Here is a 17,378-nt window from a genome sequence, read left to right as displayed (position 1 = left end):
GCCGCCAGCGTTCAATCTGAGCCATGATCAAACTCTTCAATTTAAGATTTTGTTCGGCTCAATGAATACTGAACATTCCTTTCGCTAATAAATAGCAGAAGTAATGTTTGAATTGACTGTGCTGAATCTTTCGATTCAATGGTCACTTCGTATCATTGAAACCTAATTTGATACCGAGGTATCTAATTGGATCATCATCAACGAGTGCCCACACAGATTGATAGGTCTATATTGTTAAAGAGCACACTTCGAAGTTCTCTTCAAAGTGGACGGCTATTTTAGCTAGATAACTTATCGTGTCAAACACTTTTTTAAGTTATTTATCTGCGAGTTAATTTTAACTCACTAACCGTAGTTGTTTAGGTTCCGCTTCACTTGCTTTCCCGTGACAACGGAGGCGCATTATAGGGAGTTCATTAAAGAACACAAGTGCATTTTTTAAAAAAACTCACCTTTTTAGTTTATTCGTATAGAAAACAGACAAAAGACTCTAAAAAACTATAGAAAAGGGGCCAAACGGCCCCTTTAGTGTGATTTTTATCTCAATTTTACTGTATCCATACAATTATTGATGAGCACAAATTTGGTCATTAGTAACAATTAGCTGCACTGTCTTGTCTGGAACGATTTCACCAGAAAGAATTGATTTGGCTAACGGGTTCTCGACATTCTGCTGAATTGCACGTTTTAAAGGACGCGCACCATACACAGGATCGAAACCAACTTGAGCGATCAAGTCGAGTGCTTTGTCGGAAACTTCTAGTTGATAGCCTTTCTCCTCTAGTCGTTTCGCCAAACGTTCCAATTGAATAGAAGCAATGGACTTAATGTGCTCTTGACCAAGTGGATGGAACACCACGATTTCGTCAACACGGTTCAAGAACTCTGGGCGGAAGTGTTTGCTAACCACATCCATCACTTCACTCTTGATACCTTGATAGTCTAATGTTGCGAAATTCTCTTGGATACGAGATGAACCCAAGTTAGATGTCATGATCACAACCGTATTACGGAAGTCAACAGTACGACCTTGACCATCCGTTAAACGCCCATCATCGAGAACTTGCAGCAGAATGTTAAATACATCCGGATGCGCTTTCTCTACTTCGTCTAACAAAATTACCGAATACGGCTTGCGACGAACCGCTTCAGTTAAGTAACCACCCTCTTCATATCCGACATAGCCTGGAGGAGCACCAACCAACCTTGCCACTGAGTGTTTCTCCATGAACTCAGACATATCGATACGGACCATCGCATCTTCACTGTCGAACATAAAGCTCGCAAGTGTCTTACAAAGCTCTGTTTTACCCACACCAGTTGGACCTAAGAATAAGAAGGAGCCAATTGGTCGGTTTGGATCAGAAAGCCCAGCTCGACTACGACGAATGGCATTCGATACAACAGAGACCGCTTCGCTTTGACCTACCACACGATTATGCAGCACGTCTTCCATGCGAAGTAGTTTCTCTTTTTCCGCTTCTAGCATCTTGGATACCGGAATACCGGTTTGCTTAGAAAGTACTTCTGCAATCTCGTTGTCGGTTACTTTATTACGCAATAGCGTCATTTCCTGCATTTCAGCTTGGGTTGCAAGATCTAACTGCTTCTCAAGTTCAGGAATACGACCATATTGAAGCTCCGACATGCGGTTTAGATCACCAGCTCGGCGAGCAAACTCCATGTCCATACGAGCTTGTTCAAGCTCAGACTTAATATGTTGAGTACCAGAAAGAGCTGCTTTTTCTGTATTCCAAACCTCTTCTAGTTCAGCGTACTCACGTTCTTTTTCATTGAGTTCTTCATTAAGCGCTTTCAAACGCTTTTCACTCGCTTCATCGTGCTCGTTACTTAGTGCTTGTTGCTCAATTTTGAGTTGGATGATTTTACGCTCAAGCTTATCCAAGGACTCTGGCTTAGAGTCAATTTGTAAACGAATGCTTGAAGCCGCTTCGTCAATCAAGTCAATCGCTTTATCCGGCAACTGACGGTCGGAGACATAGCGATGTGACAAACTCGCCGCAGCAACAATCGCTGGGTCGGTAATTTCGACGTGATGATGAAGCTCATAACGCTCCTTCAAGCCACGTAAAATCGCCACGGTATCCTCAACGGTCGGCTCATCCACCAGCACTTTTTGGAAACGACGTTCTAATGCTGCATCTTTTTCGATGTACTGACGATATTCATCCAATGTTGTTGCGCCAACACAGTGCAGCTCACCACGAGCTAATGCCGGTTTTAGCATGTTGCCCGCATCCATTGAGCCTTCACCTTTACCAGCACCGACCATAGTGTGTAGTTCATCAATGAAGAGGATGACGTTGCCTTCTTCTTTAGCAAGTTCATTCAATACTGATTTTAAACGCTCTTCAAATTCCCCACGGTATTTCGCGCCAGCAACCAGTGCGCCCATATCCAGTGATAGCACACGGCGACCACGCAGACCTTCAGGTACTTCATTGTTAACTATGCGCTGCGCTAAGCCTTCAACAATTGCTGTCTTACCTACGCCTGGTTCACCGATAATCACAGGGTTGTTTTTAGTACGACGCTGCAATACCTGGATAGTACGACGGATTTCATCATCACGGCCGATAACCGGATCCAATTTACCTTGCTCTGCACGTTCGGTAAGGTCTATGGTGAACTTTTCCAATGCTTGACGAAGCTCTTCTGCATTCGGATCATTGACCTTTTGACCACCTCTGATCTTTTCGATTGCCTGGCTGACTTTTTGCTCTGTTAAGCCGATCTCTTTGAGCAATTGCCCCAATGGTCCGCGATCTTCTAAAGCGGCAAGCAGGAAGACTTCAGACGAGATATAGGAGTCTTGACGCTTTTGCGCCACTTTGTCACACAGGTTAAACAATGTGCCCATCGAGCTAGAGAGCTGAACATCCCCACCGATGCCACTGACTTTTGGTAATCGATCTAACATTTCACTCAATTTAGAGCGTAAATGCGTTACGTCCACATCCAGCATAGTAAGCAATGGACGAATTGGACTGCCATTTTGATCAAGCAAAGCCACCATGAGGTGAACTGGCTCGATATATTGATGATCGCGCCCTAACGCTAGTGATTGAGCATCAGAGATAGCGATTTGAAACTTACTTGTGAATCGATCAAGACGCATATCTACCTTCCTAACCTCAACTAAAGGAAATTCTTTTGACAGTTAGAAAGATGGATACTCGGGTGGGGAATTTCAAGGGAGTGAATGAATAAAGATAGCTTTGCAAAAATAGTAGTATGCATCTTAGCACTTTGGTGCTTATAGCTAGTCTTCGATCCAAATAAAGGTTGCTTGTCGACCAGTCTTACCATCACGGCGATAAGAGTAAAAAGAGGCTTTATCTTGGTAAGTACAAAGTCCAGAATCAAACACTTGTGTCACACCAGCCCGGTTTAGACGTTGCGTTGCCAGCACCGACATGTCAGCAAACCATTTACCGTCGATATCGCGTGGAGCAAATGCTTGATTCGCCTGTGAATCAAAATCAACAAAAGCTTGCAGAACATCTTCACCCACTTCGAAGGCTTGAGGGCCAATGGCGGGGCCAAGCCACGCTATCACTTCACCAGAAAACAACGCTAACGCATTTTCGACAATGCCATTTGCTAAGCCGCGCCAACCTGCGTGAACAGCGGCTACTTGCGTACCTTGTGTATTAGTCAATAATACAGGTAAACAATCGGCGGTCATCGCTGAACAAACAACATGGCTTGAAGAAGTAGATACACCATCCGCATCAAGCACCTGTGTTGTTGGTTCATTTGCTTGAGCCACAACGGTTGAATGCGTTTGGTTTAACCAGATTGGCGCATTTGGCATGCTTGCCTGTTGCGCCAACCAAGCTCGGTTCTTCTCTACTAAAGACAAATCATCCCCAACGTGAGTACCTAAATTTAGCCCTTGGTAAGGGCCTGTCGAAAATCCGCCTATGCGTGTTGAGGCGAAAGCTTTGACATTTTTAGGCGCTGGCCAGTTCGGAATGATCGTCTTCATATTAGAATTCTTCCGGTAAGCCGTGCTCTTCTGTATCTTGACGAAGCGCTTCAGTCATCACAACCATGTCATCAGGCACAGGGGCATGAAACTCAAGAACTTCGCCCGTAATTGGGTGCTCAAAGCGCAGCATTACTGCATGCAATGCTTGGCGATCGAAGCCACGGATCATTGCCGTTAGCTCTTCAGACGCACCTGTCGGGATGCGAGCACGTCCACCATATGCAATATCACCGAGCAGCGGATGCTGAAGATAAGACATGTGCACACGAATCTGGTGCGTACGACCCGTTTCTAGACGCAAGCGAATACGCGTGTGTTCGCGGAAGCGTTCAGCAACACGGTAGTGCGTTACTGCTGGTTTGCCCATTGGTGCTACCGCCATAAGCGTGCGCTTAGTAGAGTGACGACCAATAGGTTGATCCACTTTACCGCCCGCTGTCATACGACCAATAGCTATCGCTTCGTACTCACGAGTAATATTACGTTTTTGCAGTGCGCGAACCAGACGAGTTTGTGCAGGAACGGTTTTCGCCACCACCATCAAACCCGTTGTGTCTTTATCCAAACGGTGCACGATACCTGCACGAGGTACTTCTGCAATATCAGGGTAATGATGCAACAACGCATTAAGTACAGTGCCATCAGGCGTACCAGCGCCCGGATGAACCACAAAGTCACGAGGTTTGTTGATAACGATAATATCTTCATCTTCATAGACGATATCTAGCGGGATATCTTGCGCTTCCCAGCGTTCTTCATCTTCTAACTCGGCTTGCAATGTAATTTCCTCGCCACCCATTACTTTGGTACGAGGTTTAGTGACAACTTCACCATCAACTTGAACTTTCCCATCAAGCAGCCACTCTTTTAGGCGCGAGCGAGAGAAGTCCGCGAATAATTCGGCGATAGCTTGGTCTAAACGTTGACCTAACTGGCTATCTTTTACGGTATTTGTTAATACAATCTGCTGAGCCATATCGAACTTTTTTAAAAACTGTGAGACTAATGCTCACGACTGTGAAAAAATAGACTATTACGTCATTGTATCTGTTACTGGAAAGAAAGTAACGGCAGCTTAAGAAATATTTAGATTCAAGGAACAGACTCCTGATATGAAACGTCAGACTTTAACAGGCCTTTTAGCGGTATCCCTTCTGTTTGGATGTGCAAGCAAAGAAGAAATCGTTCCTGATGTGCCGCCTTCGGAACTGTATGCAGACGCACAGATTTCTCTTCAAAGTGGTAATTGGCTTTCTGCAATTGAGAAACTGGAAGCATTAGACTCACGTTACCCATTCGGTGCCTACTCAGAACAGGTGCAGCTTGACCTAATCTATGCGTACTACAAAAACGACGACCTTGCTTTGGGCTTGGCAACCATTTCTCGCTTTATGCGTTTAAACCCAACCCATGAAAAGATGGATTGGGTGCTGTACATGCGAGGTCTAAGCCACATGGCGCAAGATCGTAACTTTATGCATGATTTATTCAGCGTAGATCGAAGCGATCGCGATCCTGAACCGGTAAAAAAAGCGTTTGATGACTTCAAAAAACTGCTTCAACGCTACCCGAATAGCCCATATGCAGAAGATTCACAAAAACGTATGGTCGCGCTGAAAAACCGTCTAGCGAACTATGATTTAGCGACTGCTGACTTCTACCTTCGCCGTGAAGCTTGGGTCGCTGCTATTAATCGTAGCCAAGAGCTACAAAAAGCGTATCCAGACACAGAAGCTGCACGTAAGTCACTGACTATCCAGTTAGAGGCCTACAAGCAACTTGGTTTGGAAGACGCCGTAGCAAGAACTGAAAAGCTTATCGAGCTCAACCCTGTGAAGTAATTGAACTTGCTTTAAACTGAACCGCCACCGTTTTTACCGTGGCGGTTTTTTATTACTCTCAATAGTGTATTCAGCCCTTTCTTGATGATCTTCCTAGCTCCACATATGCTTAAAGTTCTCCTCCCCCCTTTATAAAAAGGATGTGAACGTGACGATATCTAAGCTTTGCGCAGTTATGCTGCTCCTATTGTCTGCTTCCGTTTGCGCACTGCAAATCTCGCCGCTCAAACAGCCTCCTTATACCGGGGACCTCGATGTCATCAAGGAGAAGAATGTACTGCGCGTCTTAGTTTCTGCTGATTTAGGCTTTTACTACATTGAGGGCGGCACACCAAAAGGCATAGGCGCGGAATTGCTAGCGCATTTCGAAAAAGACCTTCGTAAACTCAAACCAAAGCTTGACGTACAAATTATTCCTGTTGCCCGCGACCTGCTACTGCCAGCCTTAGAAAACGGTTCAGGAGACTTAGTTGTCGCCAACCTGACTATTACCGACACGCGCAAACAGAAAGTGGAGTTCAGTTCACCCATTCTCACTGACATTCAAGAGTGGGTAGTGACAAACAAAAGCACACCAACGATGACGAAAATCGAACAACTGAGCGGCAAAGAGATTTGGGTGCGCGCCAGCTCTAGCTACTTTGAAAGCATTCAGACACTAAATAAGAAACTAAACAAAAAAGGCTTACCGCCTGTTATCGTGCACTTTATTGAAGAAACACTTCAAGATTATGAGCTGGTCGGAATGCTCAACAATGGTTACGTCAGAGCCATTGTTCTCGATAGCCATAAAGCCAAGCTTTGGCTGAAAGTGATGGATGATATTCGGGTGCATAAAAAAATCCCTATCCGCAAAAATGGCAAAATTGCTTGGGCAATGCGAGAAAATAGTCCCAAATTAAAAGCCGTCGTGAATAAGTTCATCCAGAAGTCTCGCTCTGGGACACTACTCGGTAACGTTATTTACGGTAAATACATCGATAACACGGGATGGTTGAACAGAGCTCTTAACCCTAAGAAAATTGCTCAACTAGAAAAGCTCGCGGCGCTATTTTCACGCTATGGTGAGAAATACGATATCGACTATTTACTGATCGCTGCAATCGCTTACAAGGAATCAGGATTTAATAACGACCTAGTTGGAAGCCGAGGTGCCGTTGGCATAATGCAAGTCCTACCCAGCACCGCTCAAGATCCGAATATCAATATCAAAAATGTTCGACAATTAGAAAACAACATTCATGCTGGAGTGAAATACTTAGCTTTTTTGCGTAAGCAGTACTTCAGTGATCCTGATATCACTGCACAAAATAAACTCTACTTTACATTGGCGGCTTACAATGCGGGCCCCGGTAATGTAGAGCGTATTCGTAAGCGTGCAGCCCAACAAGGTTACGATCCTAATGTTTGGTTTAATAACGTGGAAGTCGTTATGCGGAAAAGTTTAAGCTCAACGGTTGGGTACGTCACAAGCATTAATCGCTACTACATAATATACAAACAACTAGAAAGTTTGGACCAAGTCAAAAGTCTAGAAAGGGTTTCACTAGCCCCAAAAGACCCCATTTTCATGATACCGCTACGAAAAGTCAGCCAAATGCCAGACAGTAAAAAGCCGCTTGTACAGTAAGCGGCTTTTTAAATGGATTCATTGGAAAGACTCAGTGATCGTCATCACACCTTACGTGTAGTTAAATTTTAACCACCTCAAATATTAGGCCGTAAAACTTCCCTAAAAACGAGGCCGTTTTCAGCTGAGTACTCTATCCAATCTACGGATTTACTAACCGATAACAAGCAATTTCACGATAAATCTCAGAAGTTCTTGAGTGAGATCACATTCATTTTTCATCATAAAAAACCCAAGCAAAATAATGATCTGAATCACATTTTTTTATGCTTAAAGCGGTAATCTGAACTCAACCCATGAGGGATGCAACAGAGGAAAAACACTTATGACAATGAATATCACTGGCAAAAACATCGAAATCACCTCTGCAATCCGAGCTCATATTGAGAGCAAATTTAAAAAACTGGAGAAATGGCAAGTAGACCTAATTGGTTGCCAAGCAACTTTCAGTGAGGAACCAAACAAACAGAAGAAATTCGAAGCGGTTATCAAAGTTCCTAAAGGCCAGCTCATTGCCTCAGCAACTCACGAAGATCTTTACGCAGCTATCAACGAAGTGGAGCAAAAACTAGAACGACAATTGAACAAGCTGACCCACAAACCTGAAGCTCGACGTGCAAGTAAGCCTGAGCTAGTGGAAGAAGAAGAGTAAACTGAACATATTGAGGAAATAGCGCCGAAAGGCGCTATTTTTTTGCTTGACGCTCTCCCCAGCCTTGCTTATTGTGTTTAAACACTCATAAATTAAGCACTATTTATGCATTTAACCTCACTGTTTATTTTTGACTTCTTTTTCCTCCCATAGTTGGAGGGGCGAACTCGTTTGTGAAAGAAAAGTCAAAAACAAACAGAAAGCCTCCCAAATCGGGAGGCTTTTTTATAAGGAAAGAATTGATGACTGACCAACCTATTTCCCTCGAAGAAATTCGTTTACGCTTGAATGAGTTGGATGACCAACTTCTCAGCTTGTTGTCTGAGCGCCGTAAACTCAGCATTGAAGTAGCCAAAAGCAAAGTACAAACCTCAAAGCCTGTTCGCGACGCCGTCCGTGAACAGCAATTATTGGTCAAGCTGATTTCTAATGGCCAAGATAAATACGAACTTGACGCGCAGTACATCACCAAACTTTTCCATACCATCATTGAAGACTCAGTTCTGCTTCAACAAAGTTATCTGCAAAATCTCGTTAACCCACAGCAAAGCCGTAAGCCACTTGCTCGCGTCGCATTTTTAGGAGCCAAAGGCTCTTATTCGCACTTGGCAAGTCGCGAATACTTCAGTCGTAAAAATACGGAGCTTATCGAGCTCAACTGCGAGCACTTTAAAGAAGTGACTCAAACGGTTGAATCTGGCCATGCTGATTATGGCGTTCTGCCAATCGAAAACACCAGCTCAGGCTCTATTAATGAAGTGTATGACTTACTACAACACACGACGCTTTACATCGTTGGAGAGCTAACTCAACCAATCGAACACTGCTTGGTTGCGAAAAAAGACATTCGTCTGGAAGATATTAAAACGCTGTATTCTCACCCTCAGCCACACCAACAGTGCAGTGAGTTTTTAAGCCGTATGAAAGGAGTAAAGCTGGAGTCCTGCGCGAGCACAGCAGATGCAATGCAGAAAGTCCAAGAGATGGATCGTGATGATGTAGCTGCAATTGGTAATGCATCAAGCGGTAAGCTATATGGCTTGCAAGCAATTCAAGGCAACATCGCAAACCAAACCGAAAACCATACTCGCTTTATCGTGGTTGCTCGTAAACCGGTTGAAGTTTCTACTCAGATTCCAGCAAAAACCACATTGATCATGTCGACCTCCCAAGAGGCAGGTTCATTGGTTGAAACACTATTAGTGCTGCAACGTTACGGCATCAATATGACCAAGCTAGAATCACGCCCAATTATGGGGAACCCGTGGGAAGAGATGTTCTACGTAGACTTGACATCACATCTTGCTTCGACAGAAATGCAACAGGCACTTGAAGAGCTAACAAAAATCACTAAGCACTTGAAAGTATTAGGCTGTTACCCGAGTGAGAACGTAAAGCCTACGCAAGTAAAATTGAGTTAATAGACACCAGTGAGTAAAAAGATCATGGCAACCCAAAAAGTCGTAATCGCATCGCTAAACCCAGCCAAAATTAATGCAGTTCAAAGTGCATTTCGTAATGCATTTCCGCATCAAGAGTTCAACTTCGTTGGCATCAGTGTACCGAGTGAGGTCGCAGATCAGCCCATGACGAATGAAGAAACTCATCGTGGTGCGCTAAACCGCGTTAAAAACGCAAAAGTAGAGATGCCAAACGCGGATTACTATGTCGGTCTCGAAGCGGGAATTGAAGCAAACGTGACGTTTGCTTGGATGGTGGTTGAGTCAGAGACTCACCGCGGTGAATCTCGTTCTGCAAGCTTAATGTTGCCGCCAAAAGTCTTGGAAAAACTCAAGGATGCGAATGAGTTGGGAGATGTAATGGACAAAGTGTTTGGTACTGATAACATCAAACAGAAAGGTGGCGCTATTAGCCTACTAACCCAAAACCAGCTAACTCGAAGCTCGGTCTATCACCAAGCCTTGATTCTGGCTTTGATTCCATTCACAAACCCTGAGCACTTTCCTTCAAATTTATAACACTCAGCCTATTCTCTAGATACGCAAAAGGGCGGATATTTCCGCCCTTTGTAATACGTTATCTTAGTCAATTGTAACACCAAGGCCTAAAAGCAAATTGGATATACTGTCTACTTAGATACCGCAACTTGTTCTAACAAGACTTTCAACTTGTCTTTTTCTTCATCAGATTTCGACTTTAGTTCGTTAGAACCACGAGTAATGGTGGCAATGCCCACACCAAGCATCTGACTGATCTGACGTTGAGATAATTCTCCTTTAAGAAGTTCGTTAATTATATTAACGCGTGATATTAATGACTCTCTCTCATCACGTGACATCAGCATTGTTAACAGCATGTCATCTTGCTGGGTGCCCATACTTGTTCGAATTAGCTCAATAATCTGTTGCCAGTCTTTGTACTCGGGTTCGTGCGACATCAAGTTACCTCACTCAATACTTGGTATTGATCTCATGTTGATTCAAGAACGCGCCATCGATACCCAAAAGATCACGATAGTATGTTTCAAACATCAAGATGTTTTGTACATAACCGCGCGTCTCTTTAAATGGAATTGCCTCAATAAAGGCATAAGCATCCACTTTTCCTTGGGTACGCTCTCGCCACGTTTTTACTCTGTTAGGACCTGCATTATAAGCAGCAAGAGCAAAAATACGATTATTATCGTAATCCTCTAATAAACCTTGCAAATAATGGCTACCAATTTCGATATTTTTTCCTACATTGTAGAGATCCTGCGTACCTTGATAACTCAACTTATATTTACGTGCCGTGTACTTCGCCGTCGCAGGCATGATCTGCATAAGACCACGAGCGCCAACTGGAGAGCGGGCTTCAACATCTAACGCACTTTCCTGTCGAGCGAGAGACATCATCGTGACGGGATCAATGTTGTGCTTTTTCGCATAAAAGTTAAACCACCAGCGGTGTGCTATTGGGAACCTAAGTTCGATATTATCCCACATCTGCGCTTGAATACTCGCGGTCACCGTTAGGTGATGCCAACGTTTAAATGATGCATAAGCCGCCAACATCGCCTTTTCATCTTTCCCTACGCGGCGCAGTAAGTGTGCCCATTCACTCTTCGCTGCTGCGATTTTATCCGTCGCGATCAACTCTTCGATACGAGCTAACGAGTCTTGATAGGGTTGAACAACTTTCTTATCCAACTTAACCGTATGCGTTGGATATTTGATTGATTGCCCGATTGCATTGGCGGCAGCCACACTGTAGAAGTTTCGTTGCCCAAGCAGAGTTGCTAAACGCTGTTTCCCCGCGATGTCATCACCTAACGCTATTTCACTTCTTCCAAGCCAATATTGCCAGCGTAGCGTGGCTTGTTCTTCTTTATTTAGAACAGCAATCCACTCTTGTACGCCTTTCCAATCTGCATTTTGAATCGCTAAGCGGATGCGCGTTTCAATCAACGGTAAGTACTGACTGGTTTTCGTTTTATCATCGCGCCATTTAGCTAATGACTCAGACTCCGTACGAGTCAATCGAAATGCAATATAGTCGGCAAGTTCTTGCGCTTTTTCTGGAGAAAACTTCTGTCCTTTAATGACAGCATCGTACGCACCTTGTGCTTGGCTAGTGTTCATGCGAGCCAACTTTTCTAACGCATATTCACTTTGCGCTCGATTAAAATCATTCGCAGGTTTTTTCTTCGCGAATTCCGCAACACTTGAAGGATTATCAAACAACGCTTTCATTTCTTTGGCTTGTTGCTTTGCCTGCGCTGATTTAGGCAGTTTGAGCAAGTAACTCATCAAACCGCCATTACGAGCATCAAACGCCAGTAACATACGCTGTAGAATCAGTTCATCGGTACGCTCACCCGCCTTGTCCCATGCTTCAAATAATGGGTCACACTCATCAGCAATGCTGATGCCACGTAACCACATATGTTCAGCCCCTTTAAACGCCGCGACTTTCTTGCCTTGCTTTAATTGAGCGACGTAGAAAATACATTGGTAACGCTCACCACTAGGAATGACTTTTTGAAACTCAGTAATGGTTTTCCAATCTTTTTGCTTATAAAGATGATTGAGGTATGGAGCGCGAACTCGACGAGAAAATGGAAAAGACTCGTGCTCAGAAATAAACTCGTTCACCTGTTGTGGTGACTTTTCCGGTAACTGTCTAATAAAAGTGCGGTAATCCACATAAGGCGTTAGTGGATAGTCAGAAATTTTAGGACGAATCGAAAGGTATCCGTCGATGTCATTTTTATCTAATAAATCTTGAGCTTGCTCATATACTTCGCGCTGCTTTTCCAAACTCAGCGCGGCATTAGCACTCAAACTCATAGCACACAACGCGGCGGCGCAGCATACGTTTTTAGCCAATTCAGATACGTTGAATCTCATTTGTGTCATTTTCCCCAGACATATACTGCCCTAAAGCCTAGTTTTGTTAGAGTTCATGTGATGTTAAGGCAATTTTCACACATGCATCTATTTACACAGAATGCAGATGTCCATGTAAAGCAACTTAGTGTATTAAAAATTGTACTCGTCAAATTTTTAAGACGATGGAGACAAAGCGTTTCTAACTCGCATAGAAAACACTTCGTCATTCTTAACGAATAACAAAAGTGTATACCCTAACCGTGTAAGTTTCCGGTCAGCTCAAAATAAGAAATCCATTCGTTAGGGAAATTCTTGCAATGCGGTAACAAAAACAAAGCACTTGGTATAAAATGATGGGTTTGAATGACAGTTAATTTAGGAACGATCGGCAATGGCTGAATACGTATATACCATGTCGCGGGTGAGCAAAATTGTGCCACCTAAGCGTCAAATTCTTAAAGACATCTCTCTGAGCTTCTTCCCTGGTGCGAAAATCGGTGTTTTAGGTCTGAACGGTGCAGGTAAATCCACACTGCTACGTATCATGGCAGGTATCGACACGGATATCGACGGTGAAGCGCGTCCACAACCTGGTCTAAACGTAGGTTACCTACCTCAGGAACCAGTATTAGACGAATCAAAAACCGTTCGTGAAGTTGTTGAAGAAGCGGTTGCTGACGTTGCTGACGCTCTGAAACGTTTGGACGCAGTCTACGCAGCATACGCTGAACCAGATGCAGACTTCGACGCACTTGCAAAAGAGCAAGGCGAGCTAGAAGCCCTTATCCAAGCGAAAGATGGCCACAACCTAGAAAATGCGCTTGAGCGTGCGGCAAACGCACTTCGTTTACCTGAATGGGACCAAAAAATTGCGCACCTATCAGGTGGTGAACGCCGCCGTGTGGCTATTTGTCGCTTGCTACTTTCTAAGCCAGACATGCTACTGCTTGATGAACCTACCAACCACCTAGATGCAGAATCAGTGGCTTGGCTAGAGCGCTTCTTAGTGGATTACACAGGTACCGTAGTAGCCATCACCCACGACCGTTACTTCCTAGATAACGCTGCGGGCTGGATCTTAGAACTGGACCGTGGTGAAGGTATCCCATGGGAAGGCAACTACACCTCATGGCTGGAGCAAAAAGACGCTCGTCTACAACAAGAAGCCTCCCAAGAGAGTGCTCGCCAAAAGACTATCGAGAAAGAGCTTGAGTGGGTACGTAAAAACCCTAAAGGTCGTCAAGCGAAGTCAAAAGCACGTATGGCTCGCTTTGAAGAACTGCAAAGCTCTGATCATCAAAAACGTAATGAAACCAATGAACTGTTTATCCCACCAGGTGAGCGTCTAGGTGATAAGGTTATTGAAGTGAAGAACCTGACCAAGTCATTTGACGGTCGAGTTCTGATTGATGACCTGTCATTCAGCATCCCTAAAGGTGCAATTGTTGGTATCATCGGTGCTAACGGCGCAGGTAAATCGACGCTATTCAAGATGTTAAGTGGTACTGAACAACCAGACTCGGGCACAATTGAGATGGGCGATACAGTAAAACTGGCATCGGTCGATCAGTTCCGTGACAGCATGGACGATTCTAAAACCGTATTCCAAGAGATCTCTGAAGGTGCTGATATCATTAAGATCAACAACTTTGAAATCCCAGCTCGTGCATACTGTTCACGCTTTAACTTTAAAGGCAGTGACCAACAAAAGATTATTGGTGAACTATCGGGTGGTGAGCGTAACCGTGTCCACCTTGCGAAGCTGCTTAAAGCGGGCGGTAACGTGTTGCTACTCGACGAACCAACCAATGACCTTGACGTTGAAACACTGCGTGCTCTAGAAGAAGCGTTACTAGAGTTCCCTGGTTGTGCAATGGTTATCTCGCACGACCGTTGGTTCCTTGACCGTATCGCTACCCACATCATTGACTACCGTGACGAAGGCCAAGTTAACTTCTACGAAGGTAACTACACAGAGTACATGGATTGGTTGAAGAAAACATTGGGTCCTGAAGCCGCAGAACCACACCGTATCAAATACAAGCGTATTGCGAAGTAATCGCAACCCACAAAGTTTGATTGTAATTTGTACAAAGGCCGCTATCATAGCGGCCTTTGTTTTCTTTGTTATAAAAAGAGCTCATTAGCCCGTCTCGTTCGTTAAGAACATGACATTGCACTTACGTCACTCTGTAGCGACTTCGACACTTTTCAAACAACAATCGAACATTTTTTGTTCGTATTGATATACTATTCAATTCTGTTTGACGACCTGACGAGAATATTCATATGACAGAGAGACGACGCTTTTCACGTATTCTCCATCAAGCTCCAGCTAAGATAGAACAACGTGACTTGGCAATTGAAGCTAGGATTCAAGATCTTTCCTTGCATGGTTTACTCATGAAAGTGGAAGAGACTGAGGCTTTGGATCCAACCCTTCCAGTCCATGTGACTTTTTCATTTGATCAATCCGAACAAGTGATTACGTTAAAAGCGCAAGTTGTGGATCTCTCTAAGTGTGAGATTAGGTTGAAGATCGCTAAGATAGACATCGAAAGCATTAGCCAACTAAAACGATTTATAGAATTGAATGTAGGCAATAACGACCTTCTGAATCGAGAGTTAGAGCACCTCTCTGGTTTTTAGGAGAAAAATAAATGAACGCCTATTTAAGTAACAATAACTATGTCTAAAAAAATCATCATGCAGATCCCGACGAAAGACGGCGATCAGCAGTTCTATTTGGGCCGCAGTTCGGTCCTAGCAGTATTTGCTTCAGTATTGGCATTACCCGCCGTCGTTGGTGGCGCGTGGTACCTTAATCAGCAGCAGATGCACAATAAAGACGAACTAACACAAATCATCGCCAAACTGGAAAGTGAAAAGGCCGAAGTGACGGCTCTTTACGAAGAACAGCTTGATACCAATCATTCGCTTTCCCAGTCTTTGACGGACAAAAACAATCAAATTCAGCTATTGGGCAAACGGGTATTCGACGTTGAATCGGTTTTAGGTCTCGCAGACGAAGAGTTGATGATCGATGAGAACAGCATGGGGTTAGAGGAGCGAATTGACGCAGCCGCTATCGATTCTGCTGTTCGCGCGACGATGTTCCGTTTGATACCAAATGACAGCCCAGTCACATACCAACGTATTTCTTCTTCTTACGGCAGTCGTATTAATCCGATTTCAGGTAAGAGGCATGTTCATACTGGTATCGATCTGACTTGTAAAAGAGGAGAAGAGATCCTGGCACCGGCTGACGGTGTGGTGGAAACCGTTCGCCCGAGCAATCGTGGTTATGGTAACTATGTCACCATTCGTCACTCATTTGGCTTTATGAGCTCCTTTGCTCATCTACAACGCTTCAAAGTGAAAAGCGGTCAGTTTGTTAGTAAAGGCGACATCATTGCTCAATGCGGTAACTCTGGCAACTCCACAGGGCCACACTTGCACTATGAAGTACGCTTCCTCGGACGAGCACTCAACCCTCAATACTTAATGGAGTGGACGCCAGAAAACTTCAACGACGTCTTTGAAAAAGAGAAAAAAGTGAAATGGGGACCTTTGGTTCAATTGATTGATAACGTTGTACGCCTACAAGTCAATTTAACCAATTCACCCTATCGCGATACCAGTATCAACACAGTATCAAGTGAAGATACGAGTAATACTGCGACGAACTGATTTGTCCATCAACACGAAAAAGAGCAGCTTACGCTGCTCTTTTTGTTTCGGACTCTGCACGGCTAAATGACCCGTGATTAGCCGCGATGAATATTATCATTCGCCTGTTTGAGTAAGTTTTGGCTCTCATTCATAAATTGTTGAGAATAAGTACCAAACCAATCACTCACCTGCTTAAAGCTTTCAATGAATCGCGCTTTGTCTCTGCTATCCAAAATCGCTACCGCATCACCTAAACGCTGATGGAATCGCTTGATCATATCGATATTCTCTTGAGAAGAGAAAATGATATCACCGTACAAGTTCGGATCCTGACCAAACAGTCGTCCCACCATCGCCAATTCAAGGCGGTAGATTGGCGAGCTTAACTTCAACAACTGATCGATGTTCGGATTCTCTTTGCTAAGGTGCATACCGTAAGCAAACGACGTGAAGTGGCGCAGCGCCTGAATCAACGTCATGCCATGATCGTGCTCTTGTGCATCGATTTGGCACAAGCTTGCGCCCCAAATCCCAAACTGTTGCAATAGCCATTGGTAATGCTCGTGACCACGGCCATCACAGTAAACAATAACCTGCTTGGCAAGGCTCGGAACATCTGGGCCAAACATTGGGTGCAAACCAACCACAGGACCTTGGTGCACATTCAACATTGCTTGCAGAGGCTTCGACTTGATAGAAGTCAGGTCACACAGAATGCAGTCTTGCGGCAAGTTCCCCAGTTTTTCGATCACCCCTTCCGTTAGATGAATCGGCACCGTGACCACGACTAAACCCGCGTTGTCTAGAATCTCATCCGCATGATCCCAGTCTTTACTGCCGAGAACTTTGACCTGGTAGCCCGACAATTTGAACATACGCCCAAACAGGCCACCCAATTGACCATTACCACCAATAATAACAACTGAGCGTAAATCAGGGTTCAAACACTTAAAACCGGAATCTTTCTCGCTGGCATAAGACTCACGCATTGTTCGACGCAGAATATCTTCAATAAGCTGTGGAGGAATTCCCATTTTTTCAGCTTCAGCGCGACGAGAAGCTAACATCGCCGCTTCGCGGTCTGGAGCATAAATTGGCAAACCATGTTCGCTTTTTACTTCCCCAACTTTCTCTACGAGCGCTAAACGCTGAGCCAATAGCTCCAACATTTGCTTGTCGACTGCATCAATCTGATCGCGTAATGCGTTAAGTTCAACTGCCATTGATGTTCCTTAAA

14 protein-coding genes and 1 other annotated feature are annotated in these 17,378 nt (G+C 44.3%); of the genes, 8 read left to right on the top strand and 6 right to left on the bottom strand.

Annotation, left to right across the window (positions count from 1 at the left end; translation table 11 throughout):
• Nucleotides 1-565: 565 nt before the first annotated feature.
• The 3 genes from clpB to rluD form a co-directional block, all read right to left on the bottom strand.
• Nucleotides 566-3,139 carry an ATP-dependent chaperone ClpB gene (gene clpB, locus R7E00_RS18055; RefSeq protein WP_005381873.1) on the bottom strand — a complete coding sequence of 858 codons (2,574 nt, stop codon included), beginning with the start codon at nt 3,137-3,139 and terminating at the stop codon, nt 566-568.
• Nucleotides 3,140-3,283: 144 nt separating this feature from the next.
• The gene (pgeF, locus tag R7E00_RS18050; RefSeq protein ID WP_132936771.1) at nt 3,284-4,012 is read right to left on the bottom strand and encodes a peptidoglycan editing factor PgeF; all 729 of its coding nucleotides are present in this window, start codon (nt 4,010-4,012) and stop codon (nt 3,284-3,286) included.
• A 1-nt stretch (nt 4,013) separates the two neighbouring features.
• Nucleotides 4,014-4,991 (bottom strand): 23S rRNA pseudouridine(1911/1915/1917) synthase RluD, encoded by a 978-nt coding sequence (gene rluD, locus R7E00_RS18045; RefSeq protein WP_005381875.1) that lies wholly within the window; start codon nt 4,989-4,991, stop codon nt 4,014-4,016.
• Between the two features lie 136 nt (nt 4,992-5,127).
• Here rluD and bamD point away from each other — a divergent pair, with 136 nt between their 5' ends.
• The 5 genes from bamD (at nt 5,128) to yjjX (ending at nt 10,117) form a co-directional block, all read left to right on the top strand.
• Nucleotides 5,128-5,856 carry an outer membrane protein assembly factor BamD gene (gene bamD, locus R7E00_RS18040; protein WP_005381876.1) on the top strand — a complete coding sequence of 243 codons (729 nt, stop codon included), beginning with the start codon at nt 5,128-5,130 and terminating at the stop codon, nt 5,854-5,856.
• Nucleotides 5,857-6,004: 148 nt separating this feature from the next.
• Entirely contained in the window at nt 6,005-7,486 is a 1,482-nt protein-coding gene (locus tag R7E00_RS18035) for a lytic transglycosylase F (protein ID WP_315974890.1), read from the top strand.
• 325 nt (nt 7,487-7,811) lie between these two features.
• Complete coding sequence (gene hpf / locus R7E00_RS18030; protein WP_005381889.1) at nt 7,812-8,138, top strand: ribosome hibernation-promoting factor, HPF/YfiA family; 327 nt, start codon at nt 7,812-7,814, stop codon at nt 8,136-8,138.
• Between the two features lie 108 nt (nt 8,139-8,246).
• Nucleotides 8,247-8,368: a sequence feature (Phe leader region), on the top strand.
• Nucleotides 8,369-8,380: 12 nt separating this feature from the next.
• Nucleotides 8,381-9,559 carry a prephenate dehydratase gene (gene pheA, locus R7E00_RS18025; protein WP_017636154.1) on the top strand — a complete coding sequence of 393 codons (1,179 nt, stop codon included), beginning with the start codon at nt 8,381-8,383 and terminating at the stop codon, nt 9,557-9,559.
• 24 nt (nt 9,560-9,583) lie between these two features.
• On the top strand, nt 9,584-10,117 hold the full coding sequence (yjjX, locus tag R7E00_RS18020; RefSeq protein WP_025768441.1) for an inosine/xanthosine triphosphatase: 534 nt from the start codon (nt 9,584-9,586) through the stop codon (nt 10,115-10,117).
• Nucleotides 10,118-10,227: 110 nt separating this feature from the next.
• Here the strand turns inward: yjjX and trpR are convergent, their stop codons facing one another.
• Both trpR and sltY read right to left on the bottom strand, forming a co-directional pair.
• Nucleotides 10,228-10,536, bottom strand: coding sequence for a trp operon repressor (gene trpR, locus R7E00_RS18015; RefSeq protein WP_005381892.1), 309 nt, complete (start codon nt 10,534-10,536; stop codon nt 10,228-10,230).
• 13 nt (nt 10,537-10,549) lie between these two features.
• Nucleotides 10,550-12,496 (bottom strand): murein transglycosylase, encoded by a 1,947-nt coding sequence (sltY, locus tag R7E00_RS18010; protein ID WP_031812891.1) that lies wholly within the window; start codon nt 12,494-12,496, stop codon nt 10,550-10,552.
• A 364-nt stretch (nt 12,497-12,860) separates the two neighbouring features.
• On the opposite strand from sltY, the gene ettA reads away from it, so the two are divergent.
• From ettA to R7E00_RS17995, 3 genes are all read left to right on the top strand, one after another.
• Nucleotides 12,861-14,528 (top strand): energy-dependent translational throttle protein EttA, encoded by a 1,668-nt coding sequence (gene ettA, locus R7E00_RS18005; RefSeq protein WP_005381894.1) that lies wholly within the window; start codon nt 12,861-12,863, stop codon nt 14,526-14,528.
• Nucleotides 14,529-14,758: 230 nt separating this feature from the next.
• The gene (locus R7E00_RS18000) at nt 14,759-15,118 is read left to right on the top strand and encodes a PilZ domain-containing protein (RefSeq protein ID WP_033906113.1); all 360 of its coding nucleotides are present in this window, start codon (nt 14,759-14,761) and stop codon (nt 15,116-15,118) included.
• Nucleotides 15,119-15,157: 39 nt separating this feature from the next.
• Nucleotides 15,158-16,159, top strand: a complete 1,002-nt coding sequence (locus tag R7E00_RS17995; RefSeq protein ID WP_005381900.1) for a M23 family metallopeptidase — start codon at nt 15,158-15,160, stop codon at nt 16,157-16,159.
• Nucleotides 16,160-16,236: 77 nt separating this feature from the next.
• Here the strand turns inward: R7E00_RS17995 and tyrA are convergent, their stop codons facing one another.
• A complete protein-coding gene (tyrA, locus tag R7E00_RS17990) occupies nt 16,237-17,364 on the bottom strand; it encodes a bifunctional chorismate mutase/prephenate dehydrogenase (RefSeq protein ID WP_005381901.1) in 1,128 nt (375 codons plus the stop codon).
• Between the last annotated feature and the right edge of the window lie 14 nt (nt 17,365-17,378).

Origin of the sequence: Vibrio sp. Vb1755, assembly GCF_033338635.1 — a bacterium.
Lineage (GTDB): Bacteria > Pseudomonadota > Gammaproteobacteria > Enterobacterales > Vibrionaceae > Vibrio > Vibrio alginolyticus.
This window is presented reverse-complemented; position numbering and strand designations above follow the sequence as displayed.

Coding starts and splice junctions, on each gene's coding strand:
- clpB (WP_005381873.1), bottom strand. CDS start 3,139: ATGCGTCTTGATCGATTCACAAGTAAGTTTCAAATCGCTATCTCTGAT.
- pgeF (WP_132936771.1), bottom strand. CDS start 4,012: ATGAAGACGATCATTCCGAACTGGCCAGCGCCTAAAAATGTCAAAGCT.
- rluD (WP_005381875.1), bottom strand. CDS start 4,991: ATGGCTCAGCAGATTGTATTAACAAATACCGTAAAAGATAGCCAGTTA.
- bamD (WP_005381876.1), top strand. CDS start 5,128: ATGAAACGTCAGACTTTAACAGGCCTTTTAGCGGTATCCCTTCTGTTT.
- hpf (WP_005381889.1), top strand. CDS start 7,812: ATGACAATGAATATCACTGGCAAAAACATCGAAATCACCTCTGCAATC.
- pheA (WP_017636154.1), top strand. CDS start 8,381: ATGACTGACCAACCTATTTCCCTCGAAGAAATTCGTTTACGCTTGAAT.
- yjjX (WP_025768441.1), top strand. CDS start 9,584: ATGGCAACCCAAAAAGTCGTAATCGCATCGCTAAACCCAGCCAAAATT.
- trpR (WP_005381892.1), bottom strand. CDS start 10,536: ATGTCGCACGAACCCGAGTACAAAGACTGGCAACAGATTATTGAGCTA.
- sltY (WP_031812891.1), bottom strand. CDS start 12,496: ATGACACAAATGAGATTCAACGTATCTGAATTGGCTAAAAACGTATGC.
- ettA (WP_005381894.1), top strand. CDS start 12,861: ATGGCTGAATACGTATATACCATGTCGCGGGTGAGCAAAATTGTGCCA.
- R7E00_RS18000 (WP_033906113.1), top strand. CDS start 14,759: ATGACAGAGAGACGACGCTTTTCACGTATTCTCCATCAAGCTCCAGCT.
- R7E00_RS17995 (WP_005381900.1), top strand. CDS start 15,158: ATGTCTAAAAAAATCATCATGCAGATCCCGACGAAAGACGGCGATCAG.
- tyrA (WP_005381901.1), bottom strand. CDS start 17,364: ATGGCAGTTGAACTTAACGCATTACGCGATCAGATTGATGCAGTCGAC.